18 protein-coding genes are annotated in these 15,605 nt (G+C 42.2%); 13 read left to right on the forward strand and 5 right to left on the reverse strand.

Going from position 1 to position 15,605, the window contains the following annotated elements; genetic code table 11:
* Positions 1 to 203 precede the first annotated feature (203 nt).
* The 10 genes from LAY57_RS07015 (at position 204) to LAY57_RS07060 (ending at position 9,727) form a co-directional block, all read left to right on the forward strand.
* Positions 204 to 1,172: a hypothetical protein gene (locus LAY57_RS07015; protein ID WP_249065644.1), complete on the forward strand. Its 969-nt coding sequence runs from the start codon at positions 204 to 206 to the stop codon at positions 1,170 to 1,172.
* Positions 1,162 to 1,341: a hypothetical protein gene (locus LAY57_RS07020; RefSeq protein ID WP_249065645.1), complete on the forward strand. Its 180-nt coding sequence runs from the start codon at positions 1,162 to 1,164 to the stop codon at positions 1,339 to 1,341. Before LAY57_RS07015 ends, LAY57_RS07020 begins: the two co-directional genes overlap by 11 nt.
* A 173-nt stretch (positions 1,342 to 1,514) precedes the next feature.
* Positions 1,515 to 2,201 carry a manganese catalase family protein gene (locus tag LAY57_RS07025; RefSeq protein WP_249065647.1) on the forward strand — a complete coding sequence of 229 codons (687 nt, stop codon included), beginning with the start codon at positions 1,515 to 1,517 and terminating at the stop codon, positions 2,199 to 2,201.
* A gap of 174 nt (positions 2,202 to 2,375) precedes the next feature.
* Positions 2,376 to 3,161, forward strand: a complete 786-nt coding sequence (locus LAY57_RS07030) for a sirohydrochlorin chelatase (RefSeq protein WP_249065648.1) — start codon at positions 2,376 to 2,378, stop codon at positions 3,159 to 3,161.
* On the forward strand, positions 3,158 to 3,940 hold the full coding sequence (cobA, locus tag LAY57_RS07035; protein WP_249065650.1) for a uroporphyrinogen-III C-methyltransferase: 783 nt from the start codon (positions 3,158 to 3,160) through the stop codon (positions 3,938 to 3,940). The genes LAY57_RS07030 and cobA overlap by 4 nt, the downstream gene beginning before the upstream one ends.
* A 389-nt stretch (positions 3,941 to 4,329) precedes the next feature.
* Positions 4,330 to 5,226, forward strand: a complete 897-nt coding sequence (locus tag LAY57_RS07040; protein ID WP_249065651.1) for a hypothetical protein — start codon at positions 4,330 to 4,332, stop codon at positions 5,224 to 5,226.
* A gap of 141 nt (positions 5,227 to 5,367) precedes the next feature.
* On the forward strand, positions 5,368 to 6,033 hold the full coding sequence (locus LAY57_RS07045) for a vWA domain-containing protein (RefSeq protein WP_249065788.1): 666 nt from the start codon (positions 5,368 to 5,370) through the stop codon (positions 6,031 to 6,033).
* Entirely contained in the window at positions 6,033 to 6,806 is a 774-nt protein-coding gene (locus LAY57_RS07050) for a PP2C family serine/threonine-protein phosphatase (RefSeq protein ID WP_249065652.1), read from the forward strand. The genes LAY57_RS07045 and LAY57_RS07050 overlap by 1 nt, the downstream gene beginning before the upstream one ends.
* A gap of 6 nt (positions 6,807 to 6,812) precedes the next feature.
* A complete protein-coding gene (locus LAY57_RS07055) occupies positions 6,813 to 9,023 on the forward strand; it encodes a helix-hairpin-helix domain-containing protein (RefSeq protein ID WP_249065653.1) in 2,211 nt (736 codons plus the stop codon).
* A gap of 194 nt (positions 9,024 to 9,217) precedes the next feature.
* Positions 9,218 to 9,727, forward strand: a complete 510-nt coding sequence (locus LAY57_RS07060) for a hypothetical protein (protein WP_249065654.1) — start codon at positions 9,218 to 9,220, stop codon at positions 9,725 to 9,727.
* An 86-nt stretch (positions 9,728 to 9,813) separates the two neighbouring features.
* Here LAY57_RS07060 and LAY57_RS07065 read toward each other — a convergent pair whose 3' ends face one another.
* Positions 9,814 to 10,287 carry an SMI1/KNR4 family protein gene (locus LAY57_RS07065; RefSeq protein WP_249065656.1) on the reverse strand — a complete coding sequence of 158 codons (474 nt, stop codon included), beginning with the start codon at positions 10,285 to 10,287 and terminating at the stop codon, positions 9,814 to 9,816.
* A gap of 14 nt (positions 10,288 to 10,301) precedes the next feature.
* Positions 10,302 to 10,691, reverse strand: a complete 390-nt coding sequence (locus LAY57_RS07070) for a deaminase domain-containing protein (protein ID WP_249065658.1) — start codon at positions 10,689 to 10,691, stop codon at positions 10,302 to 10,304.
* 226 nt (positions 10,692 to 10,917) lie between these two features.
* Here LAY57_RS07070 and LAY57_RS07075 point away from each other — a divergent pair, with 226 nt between their 5' ends.
* From LAY57_RS07075 to LAY57_RS07085, 3 genes are all read left to right on the forward strand, one after another.
* Positions 10,918 to 11,976: a hypothetical protein gene (locus LAY57_RS07075; RefSeq protein ID WP_275993698.1), complete on the forward strand. Its 1,059-nt coding sequence runs from the start codon at positions 10,918 to 10,920 to the stop codon at positions 11,974 to 11,976.
* 107 nt (positions 11,977 to 12,083) lie between these two features.
* Positions 12,084 to 13,178 (forward strand): hypothetical protein, encoded by a 1,095-nt coding sequence (locus tag LAY57_RS07080; RefSeq protein ID WP_249065659.1) that lies wholly within the window; start codon positions 12,084 to 12,086, stop codon positions 13,176 to 13,178.
* Positions 13,179 to 13,199: 21 nt separating this feature from the next.
* Positions 13,200 to 14,294 carry a hypothetical protein gene (locus LAY57_RS07085; RefSeq protein WP_249065661.1) on the forward strand — a complete coding sequence of 365 codons (1,095 nt, stop codon included), beginning with the start codon at positions 13,200 to 13,202 and terminating at the stop codon, positions 14,292 to 14,294.
* A gap of 286 nt (positions 14,295 to 14,580) precedes the next feature.
* On the opposite strand, the gene LAY57_RS07090 is transcribed toward LAY57_RS07085, so the two are convergent.
* From LAY57_RS07090 to LAY57_RS07100, 3 genes are all read right to left on the reverse strand, one after another.
* Positions 14,581 to 14,751, reverse strand: a complete 171-nt coding sequence (locus LAY57_RS07090) for a hypothetical protein (protein WP_249065662.1) — start codon at positions 14,749 to 14,751, stop codon at positions 14,581 to 14,583.
* Entirely contained in the window at positions 14,748 to 15,125 is a 378-nt protein-coding gene (locus LAY57_RS07095; protein ID WP_249065664.1) for a hypothetical protein, read from the reverse strand. The genes LAY57_RS07090 and LAY57_RS07095 overlap by 4 nt, the downstream gene beginning before the upstream one ends.
* Positions 15,126 to 15,238: 113 nt before the next feature.
* A complete protein-coding gene (locus LAY57_RS07100) occupies positions 15,239 to 15,574 on the reverse strand; it encodes a ribulose bisphosphate carboxylase small subunit (protein ID WP_249065666.1) in 336 nt (111 codons plus the stop codon).
* Between the last annotated feature and the right edge of the window lie 31 nt (positions 15,575 to 15,605).

Genomic DNA, 15,605 nt, shown 5'->3' on the forward strand with positions numbered 1-15,605 from the left:
CCTTATTATCAGCGAGGTCGAAGAGCCGAAAAGCTTATTCAGTCTACGTTTGAGCTATAGTTGTCACCCCTTCAGGGTAAATCGGCAAACCGAACGAACTTACTTATTATACTGCAATCGCGCTTTAATTAAATCCTAATTTATCCAATACCACTTCTATTATATAATATTAAATATCATCAAAATATCCCACATACCTCATAATGACCCGCTTCATCCACGATCAATTTGCCAAAGATTACCTAGAGGAATTACTAACTCCCTACGGAGAAGTAAAACCCGATCGAAAAGTCTCATCAGAGACAAGGGAAATTGATGTCCTATTCATTCCCAACACTCCCCCCGAAACTCTATCACAAGATTTAGGATTATTAGGAAGATTGGGAGAAACAGCCGCAATCTTTGAACCCTTTCGCAATGCCATTGACCCCGAAGAGATTTGTAGCTGTCTCCTCAAAGCGCTAGAAGTCCGAGAAACCATTCAACGACAAGCAAAACGCAAAAATGCACCCAATGAACCCATCAGCTTACCCTACTTATGGATTCTCACCCCAACTGCCTCAGTCTCCATCTTAGAAGGATTCCGCGCTATACTAGAGGAAACTTGGGGCGCGGGAGTTTATTTCCTACCTCATTATTTGAGAACAGCCATTGTAGTGATTCATCAATTACCCAAAACCCCAGAAACTCTTTGGCTGAGAATATTAGGAAAGAAAAAAGTACAAGAACAAGCAATTGATGAATTGTCGGCATTACCAGCAGACAATGTATGGCGAGAAACAATCTTGTCATTGTTCTATCAATTACGAGAAAATTTAAACCTCAATCAAAGTTTAGAACCAGATGATCGGGAGTTAGTTATGAGATTGCAACCTTTGTTTCAGGAAAAGTTAGCACAAGTTGAACAACGAGGGATGGAACGAGGTATCCAACAAGGTATCGAGCAAGGTATCCAACAAGGTCTCCAACAAGGTCTCCAACAAGGCATCCAACAAGGTCTCCAACAAGGAGAGCGTTTGATTGTGGAAAATTTATTAAGATTGAGATTTGGAGAATTAGATGCCGAATTATCTGCTTTGATTGACTCGATCTTAACTTTTCCACCAGAAGAATTTACTCCCTTACTACTGCAATTGTCCCGTGAAGAATTGCTAAGCAGATTTGGAAAGTAACAAAAAATGCGATCGCAGCTTTTACCAACTAATACAACTGGTAGTCAAAAGTGCGATCGCATTCACCTCACCATACATAAATGATCGGATTTGTCAAGTGCGATCGCATTCACATCTCATTGACGAAACCGGGTTTCTGGGCCGACTGCTTAAGCGAGCCGTACTTTAACACAATCCCACACTACTTAACTCAGGATAGAGCTATCAATAATTCCAACTCTGTCTCAAGATGCAGGTTATGATTTTATGCCCGCTATAAGCTGTTAGGAGAGTAAAAGATTCGACAGTTTTCGAGAGAGAGCTAAAGATTTTTTCTGAGGCACTGAGAAGGGAGTACAATTCATGTTTTTTCACAAAAAAGAAACAATTCATACTGTAAATATCAATGAAGCAAATCCTCGTTTTGCCCAGCTGCTCCTAGAGCAGTTCGGTGGAGCCACAGGGGAACTCACCGCAGCGCTACAATATTGGGTACAATCTTTTCACTGCGAAAATGCCGGTATTCGCGATATGCTTCAAGATATTGCACTTGAGGAGTTTAGCCACTTAGAAATGGTGGGCAAACTAATCGAAGGGCACACCAAAAATGTTGACCAAACAGAAGCTTATAAGAGTACGCTGTTTGCCGTGCGCGGTATGGGGCCGCATTTCTTAGACAGTCAGGGGAGTGCCTGGACTGCTGCCTACATTAATGAAGGAGGCGATGTCGTGCGCGACTTGCGAGCAAATGTCGCTGCCGAAGCTGGTGCGCGTCAGACTTACGAAGCATTGATTAAACTGGCACAGGATGAGGGAACAAAAAATACTTTAGTGCATCTGTTAACCCGCGAAATTTCCCATACCAAGATGTTCATGAATGCGCTGGATTCGCTGGGTAAACTAACCGATCCCATGTTTGGCAATATCAAGCCTGATAGTACTGTCGATCTTTACTTCAACTTGTCTCAAAATGGTAAGGATGAGCGCGGGCCTTGGAATTCTGAACCGGATTTCAGATATATTGCCGATCCGATGAAGGAAAAAGTCTAAATGTCCGATCTTTAAACGAGAATAGGATAAAGAAGAGTCAGGGAAGAGTCTATACCCTGGCTCTTTCTGTTTTTGAAGAAATCATCAAGATCGAAACATTTTATACAAAATCTATTCTGAATAAACGCTATTATTTTAATTGAAACATTCAATTCTTGGCTTTTAGATATTCGCTTGCAATTGCAATCTGCCTATCTGCTAGTATCCCACGGTAGTCGCGACCCTCGTCCTCAAGTTGAGGTCGAAAGGTTGGCTGAGTCAATTTCCGAGAAGCTGGGATGTTTACAGTCTAATAGCAAAACCTCTTTGGCCCAGACTGGTTCCGACCAGATGCGCGATCGCAGTGGTTTGCAACCTCTGGTTGGCACGGCCTGCCTAGAATTGGCCCATTTGCCGTTACATAAGCAGATCGAGCAATTTGGCGAATATGCGATCGCATCTGGATTCAAAAACCTGCAAGTGATACCTCTGTTTCTGCTGCCGGGGGTTCATGTCATGGTGGATATACCAGCAGAGGTAGCAACTGCACAGCAGGCTTTTGGCTCAGATTTGGCTGTTGAGATTCGACCTCACTTGGGATCTCACTCTGGGATGGCGCGGTTGTTGGCAAACCAGATGATTTATTTTGATGCAGATATCTGGATTTTGTTATCTCACGGTAGTCGCCGCCAAGGTGCAAATCAGCCTGTGGAAACTCTGGCTACCCAATTGGGAGGGTTATCCGCTTACTGGTCTGTATCGCCAAAGCTGGAATTTCAGGTGAAAGCTTTAGCTATGGCGGGTTATCAGCAGATTGGAATTTTACCATATTTTTTATTTGCTGGTGGAATTACTGATGCTCTAGCTCAATCTGTAGAGCAAATTAAACAGGAGTTTCCTAAAGTCAGTTTTCATTTAGCTGACGCGATCGGATCGAGTGCTGAGTTAGTAGATTTGATTTTGGATTTGACCAAAAAATGAACCACGTTGGCACGAAGGAAGAGAGGAAGAGAGTTTTGGGTAAGGTATATTTGGTGGGTGCTGGGCCTGGAGATCCGGGCTTAATGACGCTGAAAGGAAAAGGGCTTTTAGAATGTGCGGATGTGGTAGTTTACGATGCGCTGGTGAGTCCTCAAATTTTGGCAATGATTAATCCCGCTGCTGACAAAATTGATGCCGGTAAACGCATGGGGCGTCACTCCTTATTGCAGGAAGAAACAACTCAGCTATTAATAGAAAAGGCGCAAACAGAGGCGATCGTTGTCAGGTTGAAAGGTGGCGATCCGTTTGTGTTTGGTCGCGGTGGTGAAGAAATGGAAGATTTGGTGGGTGCGGGAGTTTCGGTAGAAGTAGTGCCGGGGGTAACTTCTGGAATTGCAGCACCAGCTTATGCGGGAATTCCTCTCACTCACCGTTCTTATAGTTCGTCGGTTACGTTTGTCACTGGTCACGAATCAGCGGGGAAGTACCGACCTGCTGTAAATTGGAGTGCGATCGCACACGGTTCCGAAACAATTGTAATCTACATGGGCGTTCACAATTTGCCCTACATTGTGGAACAGCTACATTTAGCTGGGTTGAGTTTAGAAACTCCGGTAGCGTTAGTACGTTGGGGTACTCGTCCCGAACAGGAAGAACTAATAGGTACTTTAGCTACAATTGTAGATAAAATTGAGAAAGCGAAGTTTTTAGCGCCTGCGATCGCAGTGATTGGTAACGTCGTCAATTTGCACAGTATCCTCTCAGGTTGCCGCCCATAAAGGCAATACCATACCAAATCACTAAATTATCCTCGTGACCAGGTGAACCTGGTCACCAAATTACTAATGCTCTACCTCTTGTTAAATCTTATATACAGGACTTACGCACCCCGTCAGAGGTGTAGGGGCGGGTTTAGCCGATAAATTAAGGATTTCACAGATAACCCCAGTTCAAAACCCGCCCCTACAATCCTTGATTTTTCGTGATTTTGCGTAAGTTCTAATATAGCAACCGACGAAAGTCGGTTAGGGCAACTCCAACTCTTACCTCTGGTTCATAATCCCTTACGGAGTAACCTTTTCCCTTTTCCCTCTTCCCTCTTCCCTCTTCCCTAGCCCCTAGTCCCTAGCTGTATCATATATTTAAGTTAATCTAACTTGGGGAATAGATGACGCGACAACTTCACGACCAATTTGCTAAACAATATTTAGAGGAGTTATTAGCACCTTTGGGACAGGTGGAAACAAGTCGGGATGTATCGCCAGAAGTCCGTCAAGTGGATGTTTGGTTTGTACCAACGGCGTCGCCTTCGACAGAACCACAAGTTTTGGGTTTGTTGGGACAAATGGCCTTATCTGCTTGTTCGTTTGAGCCTTTTCGGAATCAACCTAGCCCAGTTGAGGTGCGTAACTGCTTGCTTAAATTGTATTCGCTGCATGGCGAACTTTTACGTAAGGCGCGACGAGAGAACGATTCTGTTTCGGAAGCAGAACTGCCAATTTTGTGGATTTTATCACCTACCTGTTCGGCAAATTTGCTGAATGGTTTTGGCGCAAAGTTGGATAGTTTGGGAAACTGGGTGGAAGGTGTTTACTTTTTGCCAGAATATCAGAAAACGGCACTGGTAGCGATTAATCAGTTACCAGTGACAGAAGCAACTTTGTGGTTGCGAATTATGGGACGGCGCGAGACTCAAAAACAAGCCGTACAGGAAATTAAAGCGTTACCCAGTAACCATCCTTTTTCCAAAAATATTCTGGAAATTGTTGGTAAGTGGTACTTTAAGTTGCAAACGAGTCAAAATTTAGATGAAGAGGATAGGGAGGTACTTATGAACTTATCACCAGCTTATCTGAAATGGCGGGAAGATGTGGTACAGGAAGGACGGCGGGAAGAACGGCGAGAGATGGTTGAAAACTTCCTGCAAATTCGATTTGGTGCGCTGGATGAGCAATTAGCTGGGGCGATACCTTCGATGTTGCAGCTACCATCAGAGGAGTTGACTCGGTTGTTGTTGACGCTTTCTCGCGAGGAGTTGTTGGAAAGGTTTGGAGGGGGGGGCTAACTGATGCAGTATCGGCATTGTCCAATTTAAAATCTGTAATTTTGGGTAAAAATACCTCTTAGGTGTGAATTTTTACTGGGGTTCTGGGAAAATTAAAGTAAAAGAACAACCAAGAATCTTAGCTAAATCATGCCTGAACCCCTGAGACTTGAAGAAGCGGTAGAATTTGCCGAGAACCCAGAACCTCGTTGTCCCTGTGTCTTACTACTAGACACTTCCGGTTCTATGTCCGGCGCACCAATAAATGCTTTAAATGAGGGTCTGCGAACATTTAAGGATGATCTGAATCAAGACGACCTTGCCAAGAAGCGGGTCGAAGTGGCAATCGTCACTTTTGACAGCGATGTGAAAGCAGTTCGAGACTTTGTGACGGCTGACCGCTTCGACCCGCCAACGCTCATAACTGGCGGCTTGACTCATACGGCTTCTGGGATTAATAAGGCGTTGGATATGATTCAAAGCCGCAAATCCCAGTATCGCGCTAATGGAGTTAGTTACTATCGCCCTTGGGTATTTTTAATTACCGATGGAGAACCACAGGGAGAGTCATCTGAGGTGGTGGAACGGGCAGCACAGCGTATTAAAAAGGAAGAATCTAAAAAAGGTGTTGCTTTTTTCGCTGTGGGTGTGGAAGGTGCGAATATAACGCGACTTAGCCAAATTGTAGTTCGGACACCTTTAAAGCTAAAAGGTCTGAGTTTCCGGGAACTATTTGTTTGGTTGTCTGCAAGTATGCAGAGTGTTTCTCACTCAAAACTAGATCAGCAAGTGCCATTGCTACCACCGTCAGGCTGGGCAGAAGTTTGATGAACAGGAATCATGCTGATTGTTGGCGGGTGGTAGCAGCATCGGTTGCTGGTACTAGCCATGAGAAAACAGGAAAGCCTTGTCAAGATGCCCATGCTTGGAAGCTTTTACCAGAGGGTGTTTTGGTGGCATCTGTGGCTGATGGTGCAGGTTCGGCGGCAATGGCAGAAGTGGGTGCTGATGTTGCTGTTGGTGCTGCTGTGGAAGCGATCGAAAATTCCTTATCTTCCCAGCTATTTCCTCAAAATGATACCGAATGGAAATTATTAATTACTAATGCTTTGATATCAGCACGAACAGCAGTTGAGATAGAAGCAACTATCCAAAAAGTAATGGTGCGAGATTTAGCTAGCACTTTGATTGTGATAGTTGCTACTCCCGAACTGGTTGCTGCTGTCCAAGTGGGAGATGGTGCAGCAGTGGTAGCGGATGAAGGAGAGATTATTGCTCTTACTTTCCCTTCTACAGGTGAATACATCAATGAAACTACTTTTCTAATCTCTCCTGATGCAGTAGAAAAAGCTCAAGTGACAGTATGGCATGGCAAAGCGGCTCAACTGGGTATTCTCACAGATGGGTTGCAAATGCTGGCGTTGAAAATGCCTGAAGGCACGCCGCACAAGCCTTTCTTTTCGCCTTTGTTTCGCTTTGTGGCAGAGGTAACGGATGAAACCGCAGCGAAACAAGAGTTAGTGGAGTTTCTCCATTCTCCCCGCGTGACACAGAGGGCAGATGACGATTTGACTATTTTATTAGCGACTTTGGTGGGGTGAACTGTAATGCAGGTACAACGGCAATCTAACGGACAAATGATTACCCTCAATACTGAGTTAGGCGGCGGCGGCGAGGGAAAAATTTACTCGATATCGGAAGAACCTTTACTGGTGGCGAAGGTTTATCACCAGTCAGCAAAGGTTTACACGGATAAGCTTTCCGTGATGTTTGCTAACCCACCAGATGATTCAGCATTAGCACAAGGGCGCGTTTCTATAGCTTGGCCTGTTGATTTGCTAAAGGATACCAGTAGTCAGCAAATTATTGGTTTCCTGATGCAGCGGGTAACAGAGGTGCGTCCTATCCATGATTTTTACATCCCTGCTACTCGCCGCGATCGGTCACCATATTTTAATTATCTATACTTGCACCGAACGGCACGCAACTTAGCTGCGGCTGTGAGTGCTTTACACGCTAAGGGTTATGTGATTGGTGATGTAAATGAGTCGAATATTTTGGTGACGGAGACGGCGCTGGTAACTTTGGTAGATACGGACTCGTTTCAGGTGTTCGATCTGCCGCATCACAAAGTATATCGCTGCCCTGTGGGTAAACCGGAATTTACGCCGCCTGAACTTCAAGGTAAGACTTTTCGGGATATCGATCGCACTCCAGAACATGATTTGTTTGGTTTGGCAGTGGTGATTTTCCAATTGCTGATGGAGGGAACGCACCCATTTGATGGTGTGTTTCAGGGAAGTGGCGACCCACCACCAAAGGAAAAGCGGATTTTAGAGGGTCATTTTCCTTACGGTAACAGGATTGTGCCTTATCGTTCTAAGCCTTTAGCACCACCGTTTGAGATTCTGCATCCAACGTTGCGGCAATTGTTTATCCGTTGTTTTGAGGATGGTCACAACGATCCGAAGGCAAGACCTGATGCTAAAACTTGGGTAAAGGCGCTGGTTGAGGCGGAAAATACTTTAGTTACTTGTTCGGTGAACGATCAACATCGGTATGGTGGTCATTTGAACGTTTGTCCTTGGTGTGAAAGGACTATGCAGCTAAGGGGACGCGATCCTTTTCCTTTTAATCCGTTGGTACAACAGCCATTGCCAAAACCGGGTCAATTACAACTTAGTATTGACCAAACATCGATCGAACAACAATGGCTTCAGTATATCCAAAGCCATTTATCAGACATATCAAAACTAAGCCAGCAACTTATACTGACCAAACAACAATCACTTCAGTACATCCAAAGCCATTTGTCACAAATACCAAAAGTGAGCCAACAGCAACTTATCCTGATCAAACAACAATGGCTTCAGTATATGCAAAACCATTTGTTACAGATACCAAAACCAAACCAACAGCAACTTATCTTTTCACTCAAAAAAACACTACCTCAGTACCCATTAACGAAGTTGATCTCCCAATTCAATACACTGTCTACAAAACAAATTTTGGGTGGTAGTGCAGTGCTGGCGTTGGGGTTAATAGGACTTGCAGCCAATCAAATTCATACTTTATTAATTGCTCCCAGTGATATTTCTGTTTCTCCATCCATTCCCACAGGTGATGAGAATGGGAAAAAAGATTTTGAATGGAAGTATTCTAGCTCGGAGCTAGAACAAGCACAAGGTTTAGCCAAACAACGTGAACTTCAAGATGCTATTCTAGAACAGGCAAAGGCTTTAGCTAGAGAAGGAAATATTCAAGATGGTATTCGAGTGGCTCAACAAATTCGTCCTGGTGAAGAGCTTTATGAAACAGCACAATCTGCTATTAACCGCTGGAATAGCGTCCTTTATTTAGAGCAAGCAGAAGCTTTGGTTAAACAAGGTAATTTTCAAGATGCGGTTCGAGTTGCTCAACAAATTCGTCCTGATCAAGGACTGTATGAAACAGCACAATCTGCTATTAACCGCTGGCAGTTTAAGAGTTATGATTTGGGTGTAACTCTAAAGATACTCTCAGTTCGTCGCCATTTGGATTCTTTGCTCCTCAATGTTAGCTTGAAGAATGAGAGTTTTCAATCAGTTAAATTCATTGATACTTTCTTATTTTCGGTCACTGATAACTGGGGTCGTCATCTCAGCGCTAGTGTAGAAGGCTTACCAGAAGAATTTCCCCCTAATGGTCAGGGAATTACAGGTGTGGTAAAAATACCGATTTCTGTATTAGGAAGTTCCGAACATCTGTCCCTGACTTGGGCTAATTACTCAGATCAACGAATCCGGCTACAAGTATCTGGTATTCCCGTTGTAAAGTAAACTGTCTAAGTAAAGCAGCCAAATGAATCACAAGAGTAAAGCTATATTTTGTCTTCTGTCTATATATGGTGGGATGGAGTTAATATGCCATAAATTCCTCACGCCATTTGTGCCATCTAGAAATAAGGCGATTTGGTAAAAACGAATCTCTCTTGAAAAACTTTCTTGCTTGATACACGCCTACAAAAGTCACTGTGGTTGCCCTTAACCTTGAGGAGTTGTTAATTTTTTCCATTTCTATGTTTACCAAAGTAATAAGTGTTCGACCAAATAAAAATGCTGGTAGGCAACCGACTGAGGCAGAATGCCAGCAAGTCCTTCAGCTTTTGAACAATGGTGACTATCATTTAAGGGCTTCTTTGAGCAAAGAGGATCGTAACCACATTCAGCTTAACTGGGATGAAGCTTGCCACTCTAGCGCACGTAAATTTGCAGAAGCAAATAGGGATAAAGGTTGGAAAAGGGTTTCAGGCTATCTCGTCCGTAAGGATATGCAAGAGTTCGACAAGATAAAAGTAAAGACTTTTGGGGATAGCGACATTTGTATGCCTTTACAACATCATTCAGTAGTTCAAGACAATTTAGGCAATTTATTGGAGGTTATGGGAGACTTATATCCTCTAGAAAAGTATGTTTTTATTTGTCACCCTTCAGGTTCTCTGGGCTGGCATTTGGGAGCAGTGTATAATCCAAGTATAAGATAATATTCCCTATTTTCTAGGGATTCAATCTCTTATTTTACAGAAATGCGATCGCTCTCTACATAGCCACCTATTTAAGCGATCGCACCTTATCCACCAATCCCTGAAAACAAATATTTCCCGTGAATTTCCACCTCTGTCATCAGAAAATCACTATATCGATCGTGACTTTTAACAAAAGCCGTTTCATTTGTCCCTTCACAATAAGAATAAGTCGGCGGATCGTCTCCTTGGGAAACTCTAAAAAAGCTGAATTGATACCCTTGGTGCATGAAGAACACAAACGCATCCTCTGGCAAAGATGCAGGAAAACTATTTTCCTCTAAAAGTGCGATCGCCCAATCTTTTAAAAATGGCAAATCTCTAAAAAAGCAATCCGAACCTCGCAGAAATTTACCTGCACTATTCCCCATCAATAAAAGAAATTCCTGATAAGCTTTTGGCAGCAAAATTCCTAATTTTGCCTCAAGTTTAATTACTTCATCCTGTGTACATCCCAGCAGTTCATCTGGCGATGCGAGTTTTAGTTCTATCAGTTGTTTTTTAACCTTATGTAGGTACATAACTACTAACTCCTTTAAGCGTCACCTGCATAGTTTACAGTTAGGATGATGTTGGGAAACCACCTGCGGAATTGTTCTATAACATTAGTACAAGAATCACAAGGCGATCGTTCCGTAAATAAATTGATTGTTCCTTCCACTTCTGGAGCCTGAGCATATCGAGATGCCAGTTCCTCCAGTAGTTTATATTCACTATCATAAGCCCGTGAATGTCCGGGTGGGATTTCAAAAGTTACAAATATAGGTTGTTGAGGTAAACCTACTGTTCCAGGGCGAGTGGATGTCCCACTAATGGCTATCATTTCCCCAATATCACCGCCAATCTCAAACTCAGCAATGGCTATGTTTTTGTAAAGCGACACGCCCATTTGCTGACGAATTTGGGAAATTTTTTCTCCGGTCATAATATTATTTTTTTTACACTATTCCCATTAAATTATTATCTGGGTGCGTTGTCTGGGCATTTAATCTCTTTTTTGCCAGACAAGATGCGATAGACATTGGGAGCATCTCGATTTTGTCGCCCTCATCCGCCAAACTCTTCATAGTCGCCAAAATGCTAATGCCTCTGCCACTAAGTCGAGATCGCCCTTACTCTAAATTTTTAATTTTAGTGCGATCGCGCTTTTGATGGGAAATGCGATCGCGCTCTCATTAAATACAAATTGTATGGCGATCGCACTTTATTATATAATATTAAATATCCCAAAGTATCTCCCATTCTCAACAATAACTCGCTTCATTCACGATCAATTTGCCAAAGACTGTCTAGAGGAATTACTAACACCCTACGGCCAAGTCAAACCCGATCGAAAAGTCTCATCAGAGACAAGGGAAATCGATGTACTATTCATTCCCAACACTCCTCCCGAAATCCTATCTCAAGATTTAGGATTATTAGGAAAATTGGGAGAAACAGCCGCCATCTTTGAACCATTTCGCAATCCCGTTGACCCAGATGAAATTTGTAGCTGTCTCCTGAAAGCGCTCGAAGTCCGAGAAAGCATTCAACGACAAGCAAAGCGCAAAAATGCACCCATCAGCTTACCTCACTTATGGATTCTCACCCCCACCGCCTCAACCTCCATCTTAGATGGATTTCACGCTATACTAGAAGGCAATTGGGGCGGGGGAGTTTATTTCCTGCCGTATTATTTTAGAACAGCCATTGTAGTAATTCATCAATTACCCAAAACCCCGGAAACCCTTTGGCTGAGAATATTAGGAAGGAAAACCGTACAAAAGCAAGCAATTGATGAATTGGAGGCACTACCACCAGATAGTGTATGGCGAGAAAAAATCTTGGAATTGTTCTATCAATTACAAGAAAATTTAAACCGCAATGAAAGTTTAGAAGCAGACGATCGGGAGTTAGTTATGAGATTACAACCTTTGTTTCAAGAAAAGTTAGCACAAAGTATCCAACAAGGTATCCAACAAGGTATCCAACAAGGTATCCAACAAGGTATCCAACAAGGTATCCAACAAGGTATCGAACAAGGCATCGAGCAAGGTATCCAACGAGGAGAGCGTTTAATAGTCGAAAATTTATTAAGATTGAGATTTGGAGAATTAGATGCAGAATTATCTGCTTTAATTGACTCAATCTTGACTTTCCCACCAGAAGAATTTACTCCCTTGTTAGTGCAACTGTCCCGTGAAGAATTGCTAAGCAGATTTGGACATTGACAAAAAATGCGATCGCACTCTTTAGCCACTAGGTGCAATAGGTAGTCTAAAGTGCGATCGCACCTCACTATATGAGATACTAGAGCTGGCAGGCTCTGCAAATTCCTATGAATCAACCCCAACCACCCACCGACACTAAACCCACTTATACAGAAAAAACCGATCGCATCAAAGCCTGGGGTCAATTTATCAAAACCCTAGCCCCTTTTATCTGGCTAATTGTTCTTTTAATTGTCATCATTCCCCTCATCGGTCAAATCTTTATCGCTAACGCATTTTCACCCAAAACAGTTACTAGCGATACAGAAAAAACAACCGTAGTTTTACCCGCATCGCCTGACTGGAACAAAGTTGATGCAGCAATAGCGCAAGCGCTTAAAAACGCCCGTGCAAGTTCTGAAAATTATGCCTCTCAAGAACTCGCCGCTTGGGTAGATGACTTAATGATTCGCGTTGATAATAGCTTTTTGGATTGGTACTTCGGCTATTTCAATCAGAAACAAATAGAATATAAAAGTCTGTTTGTGCAAATCTCCTCTGGCGTAGCGCATTTACTCAATTCAAATAATCCCAGTCCAGATCGAAAAGTTGCCGAAGTTATTACTGCGGATTTCCAAAAAGAATTTGCAAATCGGGTACTCAGACCCCAAATTGCTCAACTAAAACTAGAACGATTAACCCAACAAACAGTTAACCATTACCTTAAACAATTGAGCGGTAACATTAATAATATACCAATAAATTATCAAATCCCACAGGCAGACTGGGATCGTTACCTCAGCGAAATTGCCATCACTATTAATGATACCGAAGGAAAAATATCAAATCTTTCCCTAAAGGTGTTAGCGGCTGGTGGCGGTTATTTAGCTGTTAAGCCTTTAGTTGCACCTTTGGTATTAAAAGTTGGCAGCAAAGTTGTGGCTAAATTAGCTAGTAAAGCCGGTGCAAAAATTGCCACCAAAACTGGTGCAGCGCTAGTTGGTAAAGTAGCATCGGCAGTTTTAGATTCTACTGTCGGTGTAGGTATTATTCTTTGGGATATTTGGGATAATAACCATACAGCTAATATAGAAAAGCCAATTTTACGTGCTAATCTGGCAGCCTATTTGCAAGAAGTGAAAATTTCTCTGCTCAATAATCCTGAAAATGGAATTATGACAGCAATTGACCAAATACAAAGCAAGATTATAGAATCAATTTAAGTAAATTTTAAAATTAAAAAAATGATATTTCAAAATCGATTGTTTAAGCTGTTTGTTTCGCTGCTTCTTACTGTTGTACTAACTTTAGGCGGAATGCTTCCTATTATGGGTAAAATCTCTCCCGCCTACGCAGCATATCTGTATAAACCCAGGTTATTAGGATTTTTGGATAATTCATATAATAAACAAAATTACGACAATTTAGTTGCGGTTAATTCTTCAAGCGATTGGTATAAAATTGATAAAGATTTGATAGACGCCCTCAGAATAGCGCATGATAGCACTGAGGAATTTGCTGCTGCTGAGTTAAATGATTGGGTAGATGATTTAATGAAGAAAGTTGATGAAAAGTTTCTGAATTGGTACTTTAGTTACTGGAATCAGAAAGCGCAGGAATTTGGGAGTCCTTTTGCTTGGGCGGCATTTAAGGTTGATTCATATTTCAAAATTCTTATAAAAGAGGAGGAAAAAAGTTTAAATGCCAGTCAAATTTTACAAAAAAGAATGCTTGAAGATTTTCAAGGGAAATTTAACAAGCAAGTACTAGATGAAGAATCGAAAGCCGAACTGGTTAAATTGACAGAAAGAGTCGGCAGAAACTATGCCTCAGCACTGGGGATGAAATTGGCAAGTATCAAATATTCCTACAATTTAAGTGATGGAGAATGGGAAAGATATTTAAATGACCTGGCTGGTCTGATTTATGATACTGGAAATAGTAAAAATAGTTTAGAAATAGATAGTGCAGCTGCTAATTTGGGCAATAAATTATTAATAATAAGTACGGCAGTAGGAACTAAAGTAGCTGTTAATTTTGCCTTAAAAGCTGGTGCGAAGATAGCAGGTAAAGCCAGCGGCGCAATTGTAGCTAAAATTGGCGCTCAACTTATAGATCCGCTGCTGGCTGTAGGGATTTTAATTTGGGATGTGTGGGACTATGATAATATGGTGAAGAAATCTCGACCAGAATTGCGCCAAAATATTTTAGATTACTTAGAAGAAGTCAAATGGTCAATTCTTAATTCGCCTGAGAATAGTATTATGGCTGCTATTGAAGAGGTGGAAGGTAAAATTATTACCGGGTTGTCATCTCGACAGATTCCGAAGGCTAGTTGAAATAGACCTCTCCAAAAAACATTGTAGAGACGTTTCTATCAACGCTCTCTACAAGGGTTCAAGGGCTAGCACCTTTAATTTCTGGAGACGTCTAATGTTGCCAAATCTTCCCCAGTCTCTTGAATAACCTGGGCAGGTACATTCTCTACCGATATCTCCTCAACCGTATTCTGAATTACTCTTGTGTAAGTTTCCACGAAAAGCAGCGAATTATTAACAGAGGCAAATACGTTGGCAAAGTGCGATATTTGGTAGTTGATGGGAAATGCGATCGCGCCTCACCACCCTACTCAATCCCGCCTACTTTCTGCGTCACTGCTTGTCTATCTTTTAGCCTACCTTCCCACTTTTGGGAAAAAGCTTCTATCCGTTCACCCGCTTCTCTCATTTTTTGTTCAGCTTCTTTAGCAACTTCAAGAAGCTCAAGCAGCGTCTTTTCATCTGGTAATTGTTTCATGACAAATTTTCCAAACTAGAAATAATCCTTTCCACCCTTATTTTAGCTTCCAGCACCAATCCCAGGATTGTTGCCAACTCTTCTCCAGCTTCCTGAATTTCCGAGAAATCCACATTCATTGCTGAAAGTGTATCTCCAGTCACCTGAATTCTTCTTCTGTAAATTTCTACAGCAAATATAACATTATTGATAGTAGCAAAGAACTGCATTAGTATAGCATTATCTGGAAAAAGAAACAGTGCTGGTCTAACTAAGTTCAATCCCTCTATTGCTTGTTGTTCAGTCCGATCTAGTTCCTCGTTTAGTCGGTCTATCAAAGCTTGTATTTTTCTGGGAATAGCCATTGTTGATTTAATGTCAGGTGAAATTAGCATTTTGGATGAACTTAATCAGCATACCGCGATCGGCCCCACGCAAACAAAATAGGGGCAATTCGTGAATTGCCCCTACTTTACACAGCTAACTATTCAGATGTGCTATTTCAGATCTAGTAGCCTCTGGTGTTTGGCTTGGAAACGATAAAGCTGAGAACTTGGCACTGCTTCACGTTATCAAAACCTACCACACGGATATAGCCGTTAGAGTATTCCGAACGACAAGATTTCACCTCATTCATCACTTCTTGAGGAGTGGTAACATTGAACAAAGGCAACTTCCACAGAGTCCAGTAGTGCATTTCAGGTTCAGAAGTTTCGCTGAATTCCACGGCTGGGATATAGCCTTGGTCTAGAATGTACTGAATTTGCTTGTTGATTTGTACGTCGGTGAGAGGAGGCAGGTAGGAAAGGGTTTCGTAACGACGCTCTTTGGGTAAAGTTTTCATTGCTTGCTGGTTTTCCTTGTACTTGTATTTC

It is taken from the genome of Argonema antarcticum A004/B2 (assembly GCF_023333585.1).
In the GTDB taxonomy this organism is placed as follows: Bacteria; Cyanobacteriota; Cyanobacteriia; order Cyanobacteriales; family Aerosakkonemataceae; genus Argonema; species Argonema antarcticum.